This is a genomic window from Chitinolyticbacter meiyuanensis (assembly GCF_008033135.1).
Classification (GTDB): domain Bacteria; phylum Pseudomonadota; class Gammaproteobacteria; order Burkholderiales; family Chitinibacteraceae; genus Chitinolyticbacter; species Chitinolyticbacter meiyuanensis.
Genome location: NZ_CP041335.1, coordinates 43,603 through 64,666, shown reverse-complemented (window position 1 = coordinate 64,666; position 21,064 = coordinate 43,603). Strand labels below are relative to the sequence as shown.

Genomic DNA, 21,064 nt, shown 5'->3' with positions numbered 1-21,064 from the left:
CGCCGCTGCTTGCGGGCGGGTGGTGAGGTCCGCATCGAATCACCGGCCCGGATCGGCTGCGGCGGATGGGCCAGCTATTTCTTCAGCAGCTCGCCAGCCACCAGGCGGGCGAGGTCGTCGTCGCGGTCGGCGGTCACTTCCCACACCATGGCGCCGCCGAGCCGGTGCTGCTGCAGGTACTTGAGCTTCTCGCCCAGCGATTGCGGATCCTCGTAGGCGACGAAGTTGCCGGTCTCGGCGTTGAACAGCCAGGGCATGCGGGCGGATTCGGACCAGTAGCGGGTGTAGCCGTTTGTGTTCACGTAGTTGCGCTTGATGTCCTGGTAGTCGAGCGCACCCTCGGTCGGGTAATCCCAGGTGCTCTTGCCGATGCCCTTGCACCGCGTATAGCGGCCCTGGTGCTGCGGCTGGCAGCCGGTCCAGAGGTGGCCGTTGTACTCCAGGCCCATCAGCAGCTTGGCCGGGGGCACGCCCAGCTGCAGGTAGGTCTGCAGCGTGCCGTCGGCGTTGTACTTGGGCGGCTTGCCGGAGACCGGGTCGGCATACAGCGGCGCGATATGGCCCGACTCCAGCGCCCACGGGCCGGCGTACTGGTAGGCCATGACATTGATCCAGTCGACGCTGGCGGCTACCGCCTTCCAGTCGTATTTCACCAGGTTGGCCGGGTTGGCTTCGGAGGCCAGCGTCAGCAGGTACTGCTTGCCATCGGCCTTGCCGGCGGCGTCGAGCGCCGCTCGTACCGTCTTGAACAGCAGCGGAAAGGTGTGGATGTCCTCGGGGCGCAGCACGTTCTCGGGATGGACGGCGAAGGTAGGGAACTCCCAATCGATGTCGACGCCATCGAAGCCCCAGCGCTGCATGAAGGCCACCGCGCTGTCGGCGAAGCGCTGGCGGCTCTCGGCGGTGAGCCCGGCATTGGAGAAATACTTGGAGCCACGGCCGCCGCCGCCGATCGAGATCAGCGTTTTCAGGTGCGGATATTGTTGTTTCAGCTCGGCAAGCCGGGCGAAATTGGCCTGGTCGCCCCAGCCCTTGCCGTTGTTCCATTCGCCGGGATCGGCCATCACCACTTCGCCGGCTTCATTCACCGCGGCAAAGGCGTAATTGAGGTGGGTATAGAGATCGGCCTTGATCTTCAGCGGCGTGAAATTGCCGAAGGTGGGATATTGGCCCCAGGAGATGTAGTAGCCCACCACCTTGTAGTCGTTGCGCACCGGGTCCAGCCGCTTCCAGACTTCACGCTTGCCGGGCTCCTCGCCCTGCGTCCACCAGCGTGCCTGATAACGCTGGCTGCCGTGGCTGACCGTCTCGCCGGCCGTGTAGGCGCGGCTGGCCTGCCAGGCCGTATTGCCCGGCGCCTGTACCGGCTGCCAGGCGCCGCCGGCACTGCCTGGCACTTCGCCACGGGTCCACCATTGCGCTTGCCAATCCTGGCCCTGGTGGCTGACGACATCGCCCTTGGTATACGCGCTGCTGGCCTGCCAGGCTGCGGCCCAGGCGTGTGGGGCTGCGAGCGCCAGCAACAGCGCGAGGCTTGCGAGCCCGCTGCCCGCTCGGCGCCACCGCTGCTGGGCCGGTGAATACGATGTGCGATGCGTGAAACATGGCTTCATGACGATTCTCCATCCGTGTCGGTGTGTGCGTGGCGTCCTGTACCGGACCTTTTGATTGCCGAGTGCAATTGGGCAGATTGAACCCATTGCGGCAATGCCAATTCAGCATTGGCTGATGCATTTGTTGCGTTTGAATGCCGGAGCCAACAGTGTTTTCTAATCCAGTTGAATCAGCGCGGGCCAGGCAGTAAAACCCCGTTTCAAGGGGGGCGGTATCCGTAGTGTTGGATGAAGCCGGGCTGATATAAGCCGCTGCTCATTCACGCTGGTGGATATTGCTGCAGGCATTCTAATTGGCGGGTTCTGGCCATTTGAATGTCCCGTTTTTGCTTGGGATTTGTCCGATTCTGCGGGGGATCGTGCCGTTGCCGATCACCCTGCTATGGCAAGGGATCGCTGCATGGCCACCATCTACTACGAGCGTTTCGAGCTGACCGGTGAGACGGAGTCGGAGATCTCGCGCCTGGTTGGCGCGCAGATCTACCACCATGCCTCGTGCCCGGCGCTGCGGCAGTACGGCCTCTTCATGTGCGGGGTCGGCTGCCCGGACGGGCCGTGCGACATCGAGCGCATCGATGCGCCGTTCCATGTGGTGATCGCGGTACTGGGCGGCATGGCCGAGCTCTACGAGGGCGAGCGGCGCTGGCAGGTGGGCCCAGGACAGTTCGGCGTGTTGCCGGCGCGCGGGCATCGCGGTTATCGACGGATGGGCAACGCGCCGATGCCGCATGTCTGGCTGCTGCTCAACGACGACACGCGCTGGGAATCGCTGGAGCGCAGCCGGCCATGGGTGGGCGAGACCGTGCACGGGCCGCGGCTCTTCGACGCGGTATCGCTGCTGCAGCGCGAGGCGCAGCTCAGCAACGACGGCGCGCACGATGCACTGGTGCCGCAGGCGCTGGAGCTGGTCAGCCGCCAGCTCGAACGCTTGCTGGGGCTGGCGGGCGAGCGGCCGGAGCGCGAGCAGGCATTGTTGCGCGTGCTCGACGAGATCCGGCGCGATCCGGCGGCCAATTGGGCAGTACCGGAGCTGTGCCGCCGTGTCGGCCTCGGCGCAACCCAGCTCTACCGGTTATGCGTGCGGCGCTACGGTCGGGCGCCGGCGCAGCTGGTGTTCGAGATCCGCATGCAGTTGGCCCGCGAGTGGTTGCTGGGCGGGCGCCGTGTGGCCGATGTGGCCATTGCACTGGGCTACCAGGAGATCGCCAGCTTTTCCCGCCGGTTCAGCGAGCATTTCGGCTGTGCACCGAGCCGCCTCGTCAAGGAAGGCCGCGTGCCGATTTGAGTCATCTTGTTTGCAAAACGTGCTGAAGCGGGCCGGTGTGGCAGGCATTTGCCCACCGCACCGGAGCGGGCGCCATTGCGGCGCCCGCAGCCAGGATTACTGGCCCTGATCCTGCAGGGTGGAAGCGGTGGAGCGTGCCAGGCGGAAGCCGGTGGCCCCCGTGCTTTCGGCCGGGTTGCCGGCATAACGGTCGGTGATGTGCATCTCCTGGCCGTTATCCCAGCTGGCGCCACGCATTACGCGGCCCGGTGCCGTACCGGTGCCCACCGGATTGGTCTGCGCGGCCGTGGTGTAGACGCGCTCCTTGTCGGTGGTCCATTCCCAGGCATTGCCGGACAGATCGTAGATTCCCAGCGAATTGGCCACGAAGCTGCCTACCGGCGCCAGCCGCGGATAGCCGTCGGTGACTTCCCAGATGACCATCCACGGCGGCAGCGGAATGCCGAGCTCGCCTTCGAAGAAGGACTTGAGGCTGATGTCGGCGATATTGGCGGCCGGCTTGCCGTTGATCAACGGCGCGCCGTTGCCCCAGGCGTTGATGATGTCCTGGCCCCGGTCACGCGCCGCGTATTCCCATTCGGCCTCGGTCGGCAGGCGATAGCCGATCACCTTGGCGACATCGGTGGTCGCTTGGCCGGCGGCATCGAGCAGGTCGCCGGTGGTTTCGTTGTAGGACTTGGGCCAGCCCTTCTGCTGATTCAGCCAGTTGATGTACTTGATCGCCGCCGTCCAGCTCACGTTCACCGCCGGATTTTCACCGCGGCCGAAATCCATGCCGCCCGCGTCGAGCGAGCTCAGCAGCGGCTGGTTGGTGGCGCGGGTGTAGCGATCGAACTGGCGATAGGTGACTTCGGTGCTGGAAAGCCAGAACGGCGATAGCGTCACCGGGTGGATCGGGTATTCGTTTTCGTAATTCACGTTGCCCTGGATGGTGGCGCCCATGATGAAGGTGCCGCCTGGCACGCGCACGAACTGCTTGGCCTTCACCCCGGTACCCAGCGCTTTCCACGGCCCTTGCGGCGCCGGGGTATTGCCGCGGGTCCACCATTGCGCCTGGTAGAGCTTGCCCTCGTGCAGCACGATCTGCCCAGCCTGGTAAGCCGTGCCGGCCTGCCATGCGGTAGCAGTGTCTTCTGCCGGTGCCAGCTGCCACGCCGCAGCGTTGGCGCCCGGCGCCTCGCCCTGCGTCCACCACTTGGCCAGCCATTCCTGACCCTGGTGGTGGACGATGTCGCCCTGGGTATAGGCGGCGCTGGCCTGCCAGGCCGCAGCCCAGCTATTGCCGGCCAGCGCCAGCAGCAGGGAAACGCCCAGTACCTTCAGCCCGGAGGTGCGGGCTGCGCGGGATTGAGCCGGGCGAGAGATTGCCGCGCGGCGATTGTTGCGATCCAACATGAAACATCCTCCATCTTTGGTTTGATGCCTGCGCCGATCCCCATCGGCATGTCACTCAGGCATCGCCAAGGTGCATGGATCGCATTGCATGCTCAAGCAAGCATGTGTTTTTAATAAGAAAACTTGTTTAAAAACAACATGTTCATTGCTATCTGCTGATGTGTTAATGCTGAAAATCGGCATGGGTCCGGCGTGAAAACCAAAGCGCGGAAATCGCGGATTCTTGCTGTCCGTGCGGCACTTGGCGCTGAAAACTAGGCGTGGTCTCTACGGAAAATCCTGCGAGCTACCTGTAGCGCAGGTGGATAGGCGTATCAGCGCAGCCAAGATCGTGGTTTTTTAGCTTGAAGTCATGCACTCGATGGCGGCAGGCGTGAGCTCGGCTCCGCTGCCATGCTTGCCGTTACCACGATGGCGATCTCATCAAGGTGAGTGACGGATCGCAGCTGCATTTGCTTGCGCTGCCCGTGATTTCACTTGTCGGCGCATAAATAGTTAAGTTGTTGATTTTTATTGTTAAATAAAACCCTGTCTTGCCGTTCGTGAAATTCCTCAGACATGCATTTGTATGCATTCGGAATGGATGCGATAGTCGATAGGCCAAATTGGGCCCGGCCCAGCATGGCGCACTTCACAACCGACAGCGTACCTGCCCGATGGCGCATGCCACTGCGGTCATTGGATACGCGATGAGGAGATGGAAATGGCTCTAAACCAATCGGCGCGGCACCGAGGCCGTGCCGCGCTTGCCGCGATCAGCCTGCTCGCGGCCGTCTGGGCACCTGCGGTGCTGGCGGCTGCGGCTTGGCAGGAAGGCAGCACCTATAACGCCGGCACCGTGGTGACTTACAACGGCCGCGACTATCAGGCGACGGTGACGCACACTGCCTATGTCGGCGCCAACTGGAATCCGGCGAGCACGCCGACGCTGTGGCAGGACCTCGGCACCGCCAATGCGACGCCGACACCTCACCTGACGCCGATTCCGCTCACCCCGCCACCAACGCCGTGCCCGACTTGCAACGACGTATTGCCTTCTTCGCCGCCGATCACACCGATCGTGACCCCACCCATTACCCCGCTGATCACCCCGGTCACCGGTAGCTGCAAGGCTGCCTGGGTCAGCGGCAATGTCTACACCGGTGGCAATCAGGTCAGCTACAACGGCGTGAACTACGAAGCCAAGTGGTGGACCCAGGGTGACAACCCGTCCCAGTCTGGTGACTGGGGCGTGTGGAAGTCGCTGGGCAACTGCAATGGCGTGACGCCGGTTACGCTGCAAGCCGACGAAAGCGTGACCTTTTCTTCCTATCCGCAGGGCTGCTGGGTGCCGAACCCGCAGCCTGCCGCGCTGCCGCCGTGGCGCATCAATGTCACGTATGGCGCCGGCCAGTCGGTCCAGCCTGCGAGTGGTTCGCTGAGTGCGCTTTGGCAGGGCGTGACACGCGGCGCTTACCTGCGTGCGGCGCAGTCGCACGTTTCCAGTGCAGCCAATGAGCCCAAGCAAGTGAGCGGCAGCTGGCAGATCGACCGCGCCTATTGGAAGGTGGTTGCCGTGGTCCCGACCACGATCCCTTGCCCGCCGACGCCTACACCGACGGTTACGGGCACCCCAACTCCGACCCCGACCATTACCCCAACGCCGACCACCACGCCGACGCCAACGCAGTACTGCCCGATCCCGACCTCGCCGTTGGGCATGCGCAACGTCCAGACCGGCCCTTGCAGCTGGTCGCCGGTGCCGATGGGGAACACGGTGCAGTTCGAGCAGGCTGCCGTGACCGATCAAGGCGCTGGCACGCTCTCGGCGAGCTGGCAGATCAGCCTGAATACGTTCTCGTTCGGCCTGGGGTATCAGCCGGCGATCTGGAAGGTGTTCAGTACCGACAACGGCCAGTACCTGCTTGGCGCAAACGGTTCGATCACCAATGAAGCCGGGCTCTACAAGGCCAGCCAGTCGTTTACCGCACCTTCGGACAAGCGCTATGTCATCCAGGTCTGCAACGCCGGTTATGCCTTCTGCGTGTTGAGCCCGGCGCTGACGCCTGCCTCGGTGACCCCGGTCACGCCGACCCCGACTCCGATGCCGTGCCCCACGCTGGCTCCGCCTCCTCCGGGTTTCACCATGCTCTACGGGGATCCCGCGTACCCCTGCGGCCGGGTTGTGCCGGCCGGAAATGCCGTCAACTTTGTCACGCTTTCTGCCAATACCCCGGCGGCCGGGCAACTGGCCGTGAATTGGTCGGTGGATCGGGTGCAGCTCGGCTTTATCCCTGGCTATTGGCGGGTCTTTGATGACGCAGGGCGCTCGTTGTACGCCAGCGCAAGCATCGCTTTTCCGCCGCCAGTGGCCAACGGTCCGGAAATCTTCGGCGGTGGTCAGACCTTCAATGTCAGCACCGCTCCAGCGAGCTACCGGGTCCAGGTGTGTGTCGCTGAATCGAGCTCCACCTGCGTGCTGAGTCCGGTGATGCCGCTGGTCCAGGACGGTCTGCCGAAGCACGCACTGATCGGCTACTGGCACAACTTCACCAACCCGTCGGGCCCGACCATCCGCATCCGCGACGTGTCGGACGACTGGGACGTGATCATGCTGTCGTTCGGTGAAGACGGTGGCAACGGTGCAGTGACCTTCACGCTGGACCCGAACGGCGGCACCGAGGCCGAGTTCATCGCCGACATCGCCGCCAAGCGCGCCAAGGGCAAGAAGGTCGTGCTGTCGCTGGGTGGCCAGGAAGGCCGGATGACGCTGAACACCCGCGAGAACGTGACCAACTTCGTCAACAGCCTGCACGGCATCATCAACAAGTACGGCCTGGATGGCATCGACCTCGACCTGGAAAGCGGCGCAGGCGTGGTGCTCGGCACCCCGATCATCAACAACCTGATCACCGCGATGAAGGAACTGAAGGCCAAGGTCGGCCCGACGTTCTACCTGTCGATGGCACCGGAACACCCGTACGTGCAGGGTGGCTACGTCGCCTACTCGGGCATCTGGGGCGCCTACCTGCCGATCATCGACGGTCTGCGTGACGACCTGAACATGATCCACGTGCAGTACTACAACAACGGCGGCCTCTACAGCCCGTACGCCAACGGCGCACTGAACGAAGGCACCGTGGATGCGCTGGTCGGTGGTTCGCTGATGCTGATCGAAGGCTTCAAGACGGTCGGCGGCACGGGCTGGGAGTTCAAGGGCCTGCGTCCGGATCAGGTGGCATTCGGCGTACCGAGCGGCTCGCGGTCGGCCAACACCGGCTTCGTGACCTCGGCGACGGTGTCGAACGCGCTGAACTGCCTGACCAAGTTGCAGAACTGCGGCACGGTGAAGCCGAAGCAGGCGTACCCGACATACCGTGGTGTGATGACGTGGTCGATCAACTGGGATCGCACGGATGGCTTTAACTTCTCGAAGCCGACCAAGGCTGCGCTGAACGCATTGCCGTAAGTCCAGGCGCTGCAGTAGCGACGAAACCGGCACGGGTCACCGTGCCGGTTTTTTATTGCCTGTACAGATCATCGACCTGCAAAAGCGGGGCGTATTGCTTGGCTCGTCGCCGCTTGGTGCGGCTGTACCGCGCCTTGCAGGGAGAGGGGCATCAGGTGGAACAGCACGCGAGCCGGATAAATTTTGCTGACTTATTTCGTTGGAAAGATGGAGGTTTCATTGAGGTTAAATTGTTGATCAGCTGACTTTGTCTGCACCAATTTGCATCGTGATGCATGGACGGCGCAAAACAAAAAATATGATAATGGTTCTCAACTACGTTTTAAGGCTGGGCAACTGTTCCCAGCGCACCCGGAGGCCCTGATGCCCGAAGCAGTCGTCGTCCCGTCGCTCGAGCCGGTATTTCTCGAGCATCGCAACCAGCTCCTCAACATTGCAAAGCGGGTGGCCGGGGATGCCGACGTGGCCGAGGAAATCCTGCAGGATGCCTACCTCAAGCTGGTGACGGGCGCCTGCGCGCGTGAGGTAAAGAACCCGCTGGGCTATTGCGCCCAAGTGGTACGCAACCTCGCGCTCGATCATCTGCGGCGCCAGGCGGTCGAGAACACCTATCGCGTGCATACCGAAGATGGCGAACTGCCGCAGGTGGCGGGTGGTACGCTGCCAGACCAGGGGTTGGACGAGCGCAAGCTGCTCGACGCGATTGAGCAGGCACTGGCCACGCTGCCGGCGCGTACGCGTCTGGTGTTCGAATTGCATCGGCTCGGCGGGCTGACCCAGCGCGAGATCGCCGCTCAGCTCGGCTGCTCGGCCACGCTGGTGAACTTCATGCTGCGCGACGTAGGCCTTGTGCTCGCCAATTGCAGGCAGCTGTTGCATCCAGCTTGAGTGACAGCGCCGCTGGCGGCGGTCTTCGACGGGCTTGCCGTTGTGTGTATCCTTTGGCTGTGGGGAGTGCGTTGCGGTTGATGTGCAACGCGTGACAAGACAAAGGATGAACAAGCGATGCGAGAAGATCCGATCTGGGAGGCCGCCTGGTCCTGGGTGATGCGTCAGCACGAAGGGGATTTCGATGCGACGGCACAGGCCGAATTCGCGGCGTGGCTGCAAGCCAGCGCCGACCATCGCACGGCATACGACGATGCCGGAAAAATCTGGTTGCTGACCGGCTTCGTACCACCGGCGAACGAGGGTTAGCCTCGGTGTGTGCCGCTGCTCGATGAGCGATGTCCCTGAACCCTAGGCAGATCCACTGGCCTGACCACCTGCCGGATCGCCTCAATCAACCCGCGGATGCACGATGCACCGCGGGTTTTTTGTTGTGCCGCGCCGGGCGCGCGACTCGCAGCTAAACAAACCCCCGTGCTCTTCGTCATTGAGGCAGAACCCGCGTGCGTGCTGACGCGGATGCATTGCTCACCCATACGAAGAGGCCCGGCATGTCCACCAGCTGTTTCGATCGCGAAGACGAAACCTTCATCGTCCTTGTCAATCACGAGGAGCAATACTCGATCTGGCCGCACTGGAAGGCGGTCCCCGGTGGCTGGCGTGCGGTGGAGGGCATTCGCGGCAACAAGCAGCAGGTGCTTGCCTTCGTCGAGCAGGCCTGGACCGACATGCGCCCGTTGTCGCTGCGCGTCTGGATGGATCAGCAGGCCGGTCAGGCCGCCGGCTGAGGATGACGATGCCCCCGGTCGTCGATCTGCTGGCGCTGCCGTGCGCCGGTGCCAGCGCCACGATGTATGCGCGCTGGCGCCTGATGCTGCCGGACTGGGTGCGCCTGGTGCCGCTGGAGCTGCCCGGTCGGGGTACGCGCATGGCCGAACCGCTGATCGAGGATTTCGGGCGACTGGTACGCGAGCTGTATCCGAGCCTGCCTGCCCGACCGTATGTGCTGTTCGGTCATAGCATGGGTGCCTTGCTGGCTCATGGGCTGGTGCGGCGAGCCCAGGCCAGTGGCGGCCCGCTGCCGCTGGCTTTATGGGTGTCCGGCAGCCCGGCGCCGGCCTGCCGCGATCCGCTGCGCTACCAGGTGCTCGACGACGACGCGCTGATCGCCGACTTGCGCCGGCATGGTGGCACGCCCGAAGCGGTGCTGGCCCATCCGGACCTGCGGCGGCTCACGCTCGATACGCTGGCGGCGGACTACCGTGTCTGCGCCAGCTATCGACATGCTTCGTCGCTGCCACTTTCCCTGCCGATCCGGGTATTGGCGGGGCGGGCGGATGACATCGCACCCGACCACATCACCGCATGGCGGCTCGAGACCACGGCGGCCTTCGATATCGACTGGTTCGACGGTGGGCATTTCTTCATCCGCCAACACGAAGCCGCCGTCCTCGCCACGCTGGTGCGCGCGCTCGAGACGCTGCGGGAGGGACTGCATCGTGCCGTGCCTTGCTGATGTCGCCTGCGATCGCTTCCCCTGTCGCTGCCGGCAGGCTGCCCGCTGCGGCTAGCCGGCTCCCCTTGGCCATGCAGTGTCGTGGCAAACCGAGGATGGATAGATGAATGTGCTATTGACCCGATTCGAGCGGACTGGGCCGGCTGCGTCCGAGCTACCGGTGTTGCTGACGCCGGAGTACGCCGGCGAGCCTTTGCAGGCCGCACTGCCACGCCTGAAGGGCGAGATCGAGCGCCTGCTGCCGCGGTTGGGGGGCGTGCTGCTGCGCGGCTTCGCCGTGCCGTCGGTGGAGCATTTCCGCCAGTTCGCCGCTGATTTCGGCCATCCGCTGCTCAGTTACGAATTCGGCTCCACGCCGCGCTCGGCGGTGGGTGGTGGCGTATACACCTCTACCGAATACCCGGCGCACCAGCATATCCCGCTGCACAACGAGCAGGCCTATACCCGCGAGTGGCCGATGAAGATCTGGTTTCACTGCGTGACGGCCTCGCCCGTTGGCGGCGAGACGCCGATCGCAGACAGCCGTGCCATCTACCGTCGGATGCCCGCATCGATCCGCCGCCGCTTCGAGCCGGGCGTGCTTTATGTGCGCAACTACGGCGATTTCGATGTGCCATGGCAGCAGGTGTTCAACACCGAGGACCGTGCCGAGGTCGAGGCCTATTGCACGCGCGCCGGTATCCGCTGGGCATGGGGCGAGGATGATGCGCTGCGCACCACCCAGCTGTGCCAGGCCATCGCCACCCACCCGGTCACCGGGGAGGCGGTGTGGTTCAACCAGGCACATCTGTTCCACGTCTCGAACCTGCAGGCAGAGGTGCGTGAATCGCTGGAGGAGCTGCTGGGCGAGGACAACCTGCCGCGCAACACCTATTTCGCCGACGGCTCGGTGATGCCCGACGAGGTGCTGGCCGAGGTGCGGCAGGTGCTCGCGGCCGAGACCGTGTCCTTCCGCTGGGAAGCGGGCGACGTGCTGATGCTCGACAACATGCTGGTCGCCCACGCCCGCGCGCCGTTCCAGGGACCGCGCAAGGTGGTGGTCGCCATGGCCGAGCCGCACGGCAACCTGGGCGTGGCCGATTTCCAATGAATCCCTGCTTATCGAGGACGAGCAATGAACGTCGCACCGGCTGAACGCCGCCATCCCGACCACTTCGTCGCCCATTTGCGCCAGCTGGCCGCTGAACGTCCCACCGACACTGCGCTGGTGGTGGTGGACGAGGTGGACGGCGTCGCGCGTGACCGCGCCATCGACTACCGCACGCTGGACGCGCGGGTGAAGGCGCTGGCCGCCACGTTGCAGCGCCAATTCGGTCCGGGCGGGCGCGTGCTGCTGCTGCTGGACAACGACGATCACTACGTCGTTGCCTTTTTTGCCTGCCTCTATGCTGGCCTCGTTGCCGTGCCGGTGTTCCCACCCGAGTCTTCGCGGCCGCAGCATGTGGCGCGGCTGCTCGGCATCGTCGCCGATGCGAGGGCCTGCTGCATCCTCACCATCGAGGCAATGCATGGGCTGGTGGAAGGCGCGGCGCAGCGGCTGAATGCGGTATCGGTGCTGGTGGTTGACCAACCCGGCGACACCTGCGCCGAGGACTGGATCGAACACATTCCGCGTGCCGACGACATTGCCTTCCTGCAGTACACCTCCGGCTCCACCTCCGATCCCAAGGGCGTGATGGTCAGCCACGGCAACCTGATGGCTAACGAGCGCGCCATCGAAGAGGGGCTGGCCGTGCGCGCGGACGACGTATTTGTCTCCTGGCTGCCACTGTTCCACGACATGGGCCTGATCGGCGGCATGCTGCAACCGATCCACCGCGGCATCAAGCTGGTGCTGATGACGCCACGCTTCTTCCTGGAGCGGCCGGCGCGCTGGCTGGAAGCCATTGCGCGCCATCGTGGCACCATCAGCGGCGGGCCGGACTTTGCCTACCGGCTGTGCCTGGAGCGGATCAACGAGACGCAGGCCCAGGCATTCGATCTGTCGAGCTGGCGGCTGGCCTTTTCCGGTGCCGAACCGGTACGCCACGATACGCTGGCCGAATTCTGCGAGCGCTACGCAGCCGCCGGCTTTGCGTCCGGCGCCGTCTACCCCTGCTATGGCCTGGCGGAAGCCACGTTGTTCGTCACCGGTGGCACGCGCGGGCATGGCATGGTCGCCGGTCGCTTTGCTGCCGCGGGCCTCGCCGCAGGGCGGGCCGATATCGCCGGGGATGGCACCACGCTGGTGGGCTGCGGCCATGCACCGTCCGGCCACGCCGTGCAGATCGTCGATCCGGCCACGCTGCGCGTGCTTGCAAACGACGAGGTCGGCGAGATCTGGGCCGCTGGCCCGAGTATTGCCGTGGGCTACTGGAACCGGCCCGATGCCACTGGCGAGACCTTCGTCGAGCACGGTGGTCGCCGCTGGCTGCGTACCGGCGACCTGGGCTTTGTCCACGCTGGCGAGCTCTACATCACCGGTCGCGCCAAGGACATGATCATCGTCCGCGGCCACAACCTGTACCCGCAGGACATTGAGCGCGCGATCGAGGCCGAGGTCGAGCTGGTGCGCAAGGGGCGCGTTGCGGCATTCGCGATGAAGGGCGCGGCGGGCGAGGGCATCGGCGTGGCCGCCGAGCTGCCGCGCGGTACGCAGAGGCTGGTATCGGCCGATGCGCTGGTCGAGGTGCTGAGCAGCGTGGTGAGTGAGCTGTGCGGCGAGCCGCTGTCGGTGGTGGTGCTGCTCAACCCCGGTGCACTGCCCAAGACCTCCAGCGGCAAGCTGCAGCGCAGTGCCTGCCGCAAGGGCTGGCAGGCGCGTACGCTCGATGCCTACGCCATCCACGAGTTCGGCGCCTGGGCGTCGGGCGGTTCGACCGTGCCGGTGGCCGACAAGGTGCCCCTGGCACCGTTCGAAGCCGAGTTGGCGGCGCTCTGGCGTCGCGTGTTGCGCCTGCCCGAGCATGCTGCGCTGGCGCGCGATGCCCATTTCTTCACCCACGGCGGCAATTCGATCGCCGCTGCACAACTGGCGGCGCTGGTCGCCGAGCGCTGGCAGCTGGCGATGCCGCTGCGCACACTGTTCGAACAGCCGCGCCTTGCCGACATGGCCGCAGCCTTGCTGCGCGCCCGCGAAGCCGGCGGCCAGCCGGCACCCGCTGCCATTGCGCCGCGCCGCGCGGAGCAGGGCGAGCTGTTGCCACTGTCCCATGCGCAGCAAAGCCAGTGGTTTCTGTGGCAGCTCGATCGCGACAGCACCGCCTATCACATCAGCGCTGCGCTGCAGCTGTCCGGGCCGCTCGATGCGCGTTGGCTGGAGGCGGCGTTCAACGATCTGGTCGCCCGGCATGAGTCGCTGCGCACGGTGTTCGGCCAGCATGCGGATGGCAGCGCCTGGCAGCGCGTGTTGCCGGCGACATCGTTCGCGCTGGCTCGCATCGACCTGAGCCAGATGCCGGCCGCGTCGCGGGAAGAACGGACTCGCGATGCGCTGCAGGCGCTGCACGCCACGCCGTTTGACCTCACCGCAGGTCCGCTGCTGCGGGCTGCGCTGGTGCACCTGGGTCCCAACGAACAGGTGCTGGCGGTCACCCTGCACCATATCGTGGCCGATGGCGCATCGATGCAGGTGATCGTCGACGAGCTCGCCACCGGCTACCTCGCGCATGCCGCCGGTGCAGGCTCGTCCGAGCCCTTGCCGCTGCAATACGCCGACTACACGCTGTGGCAGCGCGAGCGGCTGGCCGCCGGGCTTGCCACGCAGCAACTGGACTGGTGGCGTGCGGCACTGGGCGAGGAGCAGCCCGTGCTGTCCCTGCCGCTTGACCATCCCCGCCAGCCGCAGGCCCGTTATCGGGCCGGTCGGCAGCGCATCGAGCTACCGGCAACGCTGCAGTCGGCCGTACGCACCGCCGCGCAGGCAGCCGATGCCACGCCCTTCATGGTGCTGCTGGCGGCCTACCAGGCAGTGTTGTACCGCCACACGGGTCAACACGACATCCGCGTCGGCGTGCCGGTGGCGGCACGCAACCACCCGCAGCTGGCGGGCCTGATCGGTTTCTTTGTCAACACACTGGTGCTGCCTGCCCAGTTGCATGGCCGCATGCCGCTCGCCGATCTGCTGGCGCAGGTGCGCCAGGCCGCGCTCGGCGCGCAGGAGCACCAGGACCTGCCGTTCGAGCAACTGGTGGGCGCTCTGCAGCGGGGACGCAGCCTCAGCCAATCGCCGCTGTTCCAGGTGGCATTCAACTACGTGCAGGAGGACCTCAGCGCCTTCGCCCGCTGGCCTGGCATGGCCGTGCGCCGCCTGGCATTGCCGGAGCAGCACGCGCAGTTCGACCTTACGCTGGAAGTGCGCGAGAGCAGTGATGGTGTGCTGGCGCTGGAACTTGTCTACGCCGCCGAGCTGTTCGAGCCGGCGACGATGGCGCGCTTCGGCAATGCCTACCAGCGGATGCTGGCGGCACTCGCCAACACCGGCGACATCGCGATCGGCGATGTGGCACTGCTGAATGACGATGATCGGGCCCAGCTCGATGTCTGGGGCGTGAACCGGCATCGCTACGACGACATCGAGCCGGTGCACCGCTTGTTTGCCCGCCATGCACGGCAACGGCCCGATGCCACGGCGCTGCTGTTCGGCGAGGTGGCGCTGAGCTACGGGGAGCTGAACCGTCGTGCCAACCGACTGGCGCACCGGTTGCTGGTGTTGGGTCTGCGACCGGAAAGCCGCGTCGGCGTGGCGCTCGAGCGCTCGGTGGAGCTGGTGGTCGGCCTTTTGGCCATCCTCAAGGCCGGTGCGGCCTATGTGCCACTCGATCCGGACTACCCGGCCGACCGGCTGGCCTATATCGCGGCCGACAGCGGCATCAGCCTGCTGCTCACCCAGCGCAGCCTGCTGTCGCTGCTGCCGGAGCGTACCGATGTGCCAGTACTGACGCTCGATGCGCTGGATCTCTCGGCCGAGCGCGACGGCGATCCCGAGGTGACAGTGCATGGCGATCAGCTCGCCTATGTGATCTACACCTCGGGCTCGACCGGCCGGCCCAAGGGCGCGGCCAACCGCCACCGCTCGCTGACCAACTGCATGCGCTGGATGCAGGATGTCTACGCCCTGGGGGATGGGGACACCGTGCTGCACAAGGCGCCGTTCGGCTTCGATGTCTCGGTGTGGGAGCTGTTCTGGCCGCTGACCGCCGGTGTGCGGCTGGTGGTGGCGCAGCCGGGTGACCATCGCGATCCGGAGCGCATCGTGCAGCTGATCGAGCGGCACCAGATCACCACGCTCAATTTCGTGCCGGCCATGCTGCAGGCCTTCCTCGCCCATCGCGGCATCGAGCACCGTACCCGCCTGCGCTACGTGATCTGCGGTGGCGAGGCGATGCCGGCGCATACCCAGCGCGAGGCATTGCAACGGCTGGCCGGCATCAGCCTGCAGAACCTGTACGGCCCGACCGAGACCACCATCCACGTCACTCAGTGGACCTGCCGCATCGATGGCCAGACCCAGGTGCCGATCGGGCGGCCCATCCACCACACCAGCACCCATGTGTTCGATGCCGATCTCAACCTGGTGCCGCCGGGGGTAGCGGGCGAGCTTTATCTCGGCGGCCTGGGCCTGGGACGCGGCTATCTCGGCCGACCTGGCCTCACTGCCGAGCGGTTTGTCGCCGATCCGTTCGATCCCGAGGGGGGGCGGCTCTATCGCACTGGCGATCTGGTGCGCTGGAACGGCGAGGGCCAGCTGGAGTACCTGGGCCGGATCGACCACCAGGTGAAGATCCGCGGCTTCCGCATCGAGCTGGGTGAAGTCGAGGCACAACTCCTGGCACAGCCCGGTGTGCGCGAAGCGGTGGTGGTGGCGCAGGATGGTCCGGCCGGTGCACGCCTCATCGGCTATGTGGCGGCGCACGCTGGAGAAGCGATCGACTCCGCCGCACTGCGCACCGCGCTGGCGGCCCAGCTGCCCGACTACATGGTGCCGAGCGCGCTGATGGTGCTCGATGCATTGCCGCTCAACCCCAATGGCAAGGTCGATCGCAAGGCCCTGCCAGTGGCGGAGCTGGGTTTGCGCAGCCATTACGCCGCACCACACGGTGAAGTCGAGCAGGCGCTGGCGGCGATCTGGGCCGAGCTCCTGGGCGCCGAGCGCGTAGGCCGCCATGACAACTTCTTCGAACTGGGCGGCCATTCACTGCTGCTGCTGGCAGTGCTGCGGCGGGCTGAGGACGTGTTGCCACGTCCGGTCAGCGTCGTGGAGCTGTTCCAGTACCCGACCATCGCGGCGCTGGCCGATTTCCTGCAACAGGGCAGCACGCGCCAGGTTGCGGCATTGGACGAGGCCCAGGAGCGCGCCCGCCGCCAGCGCGCATCGATGATGCAACGCAAGCCCAACCTGGAAAGGACGCCTTCATGAACGCGCGCCATTGCGACGACCCGCTCGATGCGTTGACCGGGATGGAGATCGCCATCGTCGGTATGGCCGGGCGCTTTCCCGGCGCCGACGGCATCGATGCCTTCTGGCGCAACATCCGTGATGGCGTCGAATCGGTCCGCCGGTTCAGCGACGAGCAATTGCGACAGCGCGGGGTGTCCGAGGCCGCGCTGGCCGACCAAGCCTACGTCAAGGCCGGCGTCGTGTTCGACGGCATGGACCAGTTCGATGCCGGCTTCTTCGGCTATACGCCGCGCGATGCCGAAATGCTCGATCCACAACAGCGAGTGTTCCTGGAAACCGCATGGCAGGCACTGGAGCATGCCGGCTATGGCGATCCGGCGCAGGCTGGCGTTGTCAGCGTGCATGCCGGCAGCGGCGCCAACCTCTATCTCACGCGCCAGCTGATGCCGGCGCTGGCGCTGAATGGCAGCCAGGACATCGCCGCTTTCCTCGGCGCGCTCAACGGCAATGACAAGGATTCGCTGGCGACACGCGTGGCCTACAAGCTCGACCTGCGCGGCCCGGCACTGTCGGTGCAGACCGCGTGCTCGACCTCGCTGGTGGCGGTGCACCTGGCCTGCCGTGGCCTGCTCAACCACGAGGCCGATCTGGCGCTGGCCGGCGGCGTGTGGCTGAACCTGCATCAGGGCGAAGGCTACCGCCACCAGCAGGGTGCCATCCTGTCGCCGGACGGCCACTGCCGCGCCTTCGACGAGCAAGCGGCGGGCACCGCCATCGGCAGCGGCGCCGGCGTGGTGGTGCTCAAGCGGCTCACCGATGCGCTGGCCGACGGCGACACCATCCACGCGGTGATCAAGGGCTCGGCGCTGAACAACGATGGCGCCGACAAGGTCGGCTATACCGCGCCCAGCGTGAACGGTCAGGCCGAGGTCATCCTCGCCGCGCAATCGATCGCCGAGGTGCCGGCCGATTCCATCGGCTATGTGGAGGCACATGGCACTGGCACCACGCTGGGCGATCCGATTGAGATCGCGGCGCTGAGCCAAGCCTTCCGTCACAGTACGCCACGGCTGGGTTACTGCGCCCTCGGCTCGGTGAAGACTAACATCGGCCATCTGGACGCCGCAGCCGGCGTCGCCGGCCTCATCAAGACGACGCTGGCGCTGGCGCATCACACGCTGCCGCCCAGCCTCAATTTCCGTCGCGCCAATCCCAATATCGATTTCGCGGCGAGCCCGTTCTATGTCAACACCAGCGCCCGGCCGTGGCCGGCTGGCGCCGCGCCGCGCCGCGCCGGGGTGAGCTCCTTTGGCATGGGGGGCACCAACGTGCATCTGGTACTGGAAGAGGCGCCCGAGCACATGGCCACCCCTGCGGCCGAACGCACGCAGCTGCTGCTGGTGTCCGCACGCAGCGCGGCAGCACGCGATGCTGCCGCGGCGCGCCTGGCCGATGCGCTGGCCGGGCAGCCTGGCCTCGCGCTGCCGGATGTGGCGCACACGCTGCGGCTGGGGCGCAAGCGCTTCGCCCAGCGTACGGTGGTGCTGGCAGACGATCACGCCGGTGCAATCGACGCACTGTGCCACACGCGCACTGGCCAAGCGTATGCCGGCGAGGCATTGTCCGCCGCGCCGGGCCTCGCACTGCTGTTCCCCGGTCAGGGCGCGCAGCACGCCGGAATGGGCGAGGCGCTGTATCGCGACGAGCCGGTGTTCCGTGATGCGATCGACTACTGCTGCGAGCGGCTGCAACCGCAGCTCGGATTGGACCTGCGCACGCTGTTCCACCCGCAGCCGGGTGATGAGGACGCCGCTGCAGCTCAGCTCGGCCAGACTGCATTGACCCAGCCCGCACTGTTCGTGCAGCAGTACGCGCTGGCCCAGCTGTGGCTGAGCTGGGGCGCTCAGCCCGATGCATTGCTCGGGCACAGCATCGGCGAATATGTGGCGGCATGCATTGCCGGCGTGTTCACGCTCGATGATGCGCTGGCCCTGGTCGCCGCCCGTGGCCGCTTGCTGCAGGCCTGCCCGCCCGGCGCCATGCTGGCGGTGGGTCTGCCCGAGCAGTCGCTGCGTACTGCCTTGCCGGCCGGCTGCGATCTGGCGGCGATCAATGCCCCCGACTTGTGCGTGCTCGCCGGGCCCGCCGACGCCATCGACGCCGCCGAGCGCACCTATGCAGCAAACGGTGTGGCGCTGCGCAGGCTGCGCGTGTCGCACGCATTCCACTCTGCGCTGGTAGCGCCCATGCTGGCCGAGTTCGGCGCGCTGCTTGCCGGCATTGCAATGCAGCCACCGCGCATTCCCATCGCTTCGAATGTCACCGGCCGCTGGATCACGCCGGAGCAGGCCTGCGATCCCGCCTACTGGCTGGAGCACCTGAGGGGTACGGTGCGCTTCGCCGATGGCTTGGCCACACTGCTGGCGCGTCCGGACCGCGTCTTGCTGGAAGTGGGGCCGGGAGAAACGCTGACCAGCCTCGCGCGGCGCCACCCGGCGCTGGCCGGCCGGCCGGCGATTGCCAGCCAGTGCCATCCGGACCGTCGCGCGCAGAACGCACGCCAGCCTCTGCGCGCGCTGGCACAGCTGTGGGTGGCGGGCATCGAGCTTGACGTGCTGGCCCGGCATACGGCCGGCATGCGGCGGGTGCCGCTGCCGAGCTATCCATTCGAGCGCGCGTCGTACTGGATCACCCCAGCAGCTGGTGTGGCCGCTGCACCGGCGCGCGAGACGGGCCCCGCTGGCTGGCTGTATGCGCCGCTGTGGCGCCGCGCTGTGCCGCAACCGGATGCCCTGCCAACGGGCGATGGCCCGGTGCTGTTGCTGGCCGATGCGCTCGGCATTGCCACGCAGCTTGCTGCGCGCTGGCGTGCTGCCGGTCGGCGTGTGATCGTGGCGGAGCCAGGTTCCAGGTTTGACCGGGTCGGTGCTGACCATTTCCAGGTACGCGTCGCCGAGCGCAACGACTTTGCGGCGCTGCTGAGCGAGGTCGGCGCCATCACCGATATCGTCCACTTGTGGAGCCTGGATGGCACACAGCGTCGATCAACGGCCGAGCTGTTGGCGCGCGGGTTTCACAGCCTGCTGGCGCTGGCGCAGGCGCTCGATTCGGCAGGGCTCGCCGGGCAGCCGCTGCGGCTGACTGTGCTGGCCGACGGCGTCGAGGATGTCGACGGCAGCGAGCGGCTGTGTGCGGAGAAGGCGACGTTACCGGCCGCGTGCAAGGTGCTGGCGCAGGAATATCCGCACTTGGCCTGCCGGCTGGTCGACGTGATCGCGGCGGCTATGCCGGATGCGGCGTGGCTGGAGGCTGTCTGCACCGAGATGGCCGTGGCCGACGGGCCGTCGCCACTGGCGCTGCGCGGCCGGCATCGCTGGTTCAAGGATTACGAAGCGGTGACTGCCCCGGCGGCGTCCTCGCGGTTGCGCGAGGGCGGTGTCTACCTGATCACGGGCGGCTTGGGCGGCGTGGGGCTGGCACTGGCTCGGCATCTGGCCCGGCGCCATCGGGCGCAACTGGTGCTGCTGGGCCGCAGTGCGCTGCCGCCGCGTGAGCAATGGCCGGCGCTGATTGCCAAGGGCGAGCCCGCGCAGGCGGCACGACTGCAGGCGGTGCTGGATCTGGAAGCCGCTGGTGCCGAGGTACTGGTGCTCGCCGCCGATGTGGCCGATGCATCCGCCTGGCCTGTGGTACTGGCAGCTGTGCGGCAGCGCTTTGACGCGCTGCATGGCGTGATCCACGCGGCGGGCATCGCCGGGGGCGGCATCGCGGCGCAACGCAGTCGCGCGGATGCCGAGGCGGTGCTGGCGCCCAAGCTCGCAGCGCGCGGCCTGCTCGATGCACTCGGTGATGCGCCGCTCGATTTCGTACTGCTGTGCTCATCGCTCAGCGTGCTGACCGGTGGCTTCGGCCAGCTCGATTATTGCGCAGCCAATGGTTTTCTTGATGCGCTGGCTGCGGAAACCACCACGCCACAGCGTCCGGTGCTCACCGTGAATTGGGACGTATGGCGCGGCCTGGGCATGGCAGCGGCGCAGCAATTGCCTGACGGCATTGGCATCGGCGCACACGACGCCGGCCCGCTGCTCGAACAACTGTTGGCCATGCCGGCGGCATCGCAGCTGGCGGTTTCGACCGCACCGCTGCAGCCCTTGCTTGCCGGCCAGCCTTCGCTGGCGCTGGCCGAGCGCCTGGGCGGCGAGACGCCACCGCGTCGCGCCGGCCATCCACGCCCGATGCTCACCACGCCGTTCCTGGCGCCGGAGGAGGGCTTGGAGGCCGACCTTGCCGTGCTCTGGAGCGAATTCCTCGGCATCACCGGAATCGGGGCGGACGACAGCCTGTTCGAGCTCGGCGGCGATTCGCTGCTGGCAATCCAGCTGCTGGCGCGGGTACGGCAGGCCTATGGCGTGGAGTTGCACCCGGGAACGCTGTTCCGCGCGCCGACCATTGCCGCGCTGGCGCGGCAGATCGAAACACACCTGATCGAAGAACTGGAAAACGTGCAGCCGGCCGAGCCGGCGCCACTCGCAGTCTGAGG

The 21,064-nt window shown here is 66.3% G+C and carries 11 protein-coding genes; 9 read left to right on the top strand and 2 right to left on the bottom strand.

Annotated features, from left to right (window positions below):
- Positions 1 to 74: 74 nt before the first annotated feature.
- Complete coding sequence (locus tag FLM21_RS00185) at positions 75 to 1,613, bottom strand: glycosyl hydrolase family 18 protein (protein ID WP_187360021.1); 1,539 nt, start codon at positions 1,611 to 1,613, stop codon at positions 75 to 77.
- A gap of 400 nt (positions 1,614 to 2,013) precedes the next feature.
- Between FLM21_RS00185 and FLM21_RS00180 the strand changes: the two genes are divergently transcribed.
- Positions 2,014 to 2,898: a helix-turn-helix domain-containing protein gene (locus FLM21_RS00180; RefSeq protein ID WP_187360020.1), complete on the top strand. Its 885-nt coding sequence runs from the start codon at positions 2,014 to 2,016 to the stop codon at positions 2,896 to 2,898.
- Between the two features lie 96 nt (positions 2,899 to 2,994).
- Here the strand turns inward: FLM21_RS00180 and FLM21_RS00175 are convergent, their stop codons facing one another.
- The gene (locus FLM21_RS00175) at positions 2,995 to 4,293 is read right to left on the bottom strand and encodes an SUMF1/EgtB/PvdO family nonheme iron enzyme (protein ID WP_148713635.1); all 1,299 of its coding nucleotides are present in this window, start codon (positions 4,291 to 4,293) and stop codon (positions 2,995 to 2,997) included.
- Positions 4,294 to 4,996: 703 nt separating this feature from the next.
- On the opposite strand from FLM21_RS00175, the gene FLM21_RS21580 reads away from it, so the two are divergent.
- The 8 genes from FLM21_RS21580 to FLM21_RS00130 all read left to right on the top strand — a co-directional run bounded on the left by FLM21_RS21580 (position 4,997) and on the right by FLM21_RS00130 (position 21,062).
- Complete coding sequence (locus FLM21_RS21580) at positions 4,997 to 7,741, top strand: carbohydrate-binding protein (protein WP_308418775.1); 2,745 nt, start codon at positions 4,997 to 4,999, stop codon at positions 7,739 to 7,741.
- 363 nt (positions 7,742 to 8,104) lie between these two features.
- Entirely contained in the window at positions 8,105 to 8,629 is a 525-nt protein-coding gene (locus FLM21_RS00160) for a sigma-70 family RNA polymerase sigma factor (RefSeq protein ID WP_148713634.1), read from the top strand.
- 117 nt (positions 8,630 to 8,746) lie between these two features.
- On the top strand, positions 8,747 to 8,938 hold the full coding sequence (locus tag FLM21_RS00155; protein WP_148713633.1) for a FecR/PupR family sigma factor regulator: 192 nt from the start codon (positions 8,747 to 8,749) through the stop codon (positions 8,936 to 8,938).
- Between the two features lie 242 nt (positions 8,939 to 9,180).
- Positions 9,181 to 9,417: an MbtH family protein gene (locus FLM21_RS00150; protein ID WP_148713632.1), complete on the top strand. Its 237-nt coding sequence runs from the start codon at positions 9,181 to 9,183 to the stop codon at positions 9,415 to 9,417.
- Between the two features lie 8 nt (positions 9,418 to 9,425).
- Entirely contained in the window at positions 9,426 to 10,145 is a 720-nt protein-coding gene (locus tag FLM21_RS00145; RefSeq protein ID WP_148713631.1) for a thioesterase II family protein, read from the top strand.
- A 103-nt stretch (positions 10,146 to 10,248) separates the two neighbouring features.
- Positions 10,249 to 11,235 (top strand): TauD/TfdA family dioxygenase, encoded by a 987-nt coding sequence (locus tag FLM21_RS00140; RefSeq protein ID WP_148713630.1) that lies wholly within the window; start codon positions 10,249 to 10,251, stop codon positions 11,233 to 11,235.
- A gap of 24 nt (positions 11,236 to 11,259) precedes the next feature.
- Positions 11,260 to 16,542: a non-ribosomal peptide synthetase gene (locus FLM21_RS00135; RefSeq protein ID WP_148713629.1), complete on the top strand. Its 5,283-nt coding sequence runs from the start codon at positions 11,260 to 11,262 to the stop codon at positions 16,540 to 16,542.
- A complete protein-coding gene (locus FLM21_RS00130; protein WP_148713628.1) occupies positions 16,539 to 21,062 on the top strand; it encodes a type I polyketide synthase in 4,524 nt (1,507 codons plus the stop codon). Before FLM21_RS00135 ends, FLM21_RS00130 begins: the two co-directional genes overlap by 4 nt.
- Positions 21,063 to 21,064: the final 2 nt, after the last annotated feature.

Excerpts from the sequence above, each read along its gene's own strand:
- FLM21_RS00130 (WP_148713628.1), top strand. The coding sequence starts at position 16,539 with ATGAACGCGCGCCATTGCGACGACCCGCTCGATGCGTTGACCGGGATG.
- FLM21_RS21580 (WP_308418775.1), top strand. The coding sequence starts at position 4,997 with ATGGCTCTAAACCAATCGGCGCGGCACCGAGGCCGTGCCGCGCTTGCC.
- FLM21_RS00140 (WP_148713630.1), top strand. The coding sequence starts at position 10,249 with ATGAATGTGCTATTGACCCGATTCGAGCGGACTGGGCCGGCTGCGTCC.
- FLM21_RS00135 (WP_148713629.1), top strand. The coding sequence starts at position 11,260 with ATGAACGTCGCACCGGCTGAACGCCGCCATCCCGACCACTTCGTCGCC.
- FLM21_RS00145 (WP_148713631.1), top strand. The coding sequence starts at position 9,426 with ATGCCCCCGGTCGTCGATCTGCTGGCGCTGCCGTGCGCCGGTGCCAGC.
- FLM21_RS00160 (WP_148713634.1), top strand. The coding sequence starts at position 8,105 with ATGCCCGAAGCAGTCGTCGTCCCGTCGCTCGAGCCGGTATTTCTCGAG.
- FLM21_RS00180 (WP_187360020.1), top strand. The coding sequence starts at position 2,014 with ATGGCCACCATCTACTACGAGCGTTTCGAGCTGACCGGTGAGACGGAG.
- FLM21_RS00185 (WP_187360021.1), bottom strand. The coding sequence starts at position 1,613 with ATGAAGCCATGTTTCACGCATCGCACATCGTATTCACCGGCCCAGCAG.
- FLM21_RS00155 (WP_148713633.1), top strand. The coding sequence starts at position 8,747 with ATGCGAGAAGATCCGATCTGGGAGGCCGCCTGGTCCTGGGTGATGCGT.
- FLM21_RS00150 (WP_148713632.1), top strand. The coding sequence starts at position 9,181 with ATGTCCACCAGCTGTTTCGATCGCGAAGACGAAACCTTCATCGTCCTT.
- FLM21_RS00175 (WP_148713635.1), bottom strand. The coding sequence starts at position 4,293 with ATGTTGGATCGCAACAATCGCCGCGCGGCAATCTCTCGCCCGGCTCAA.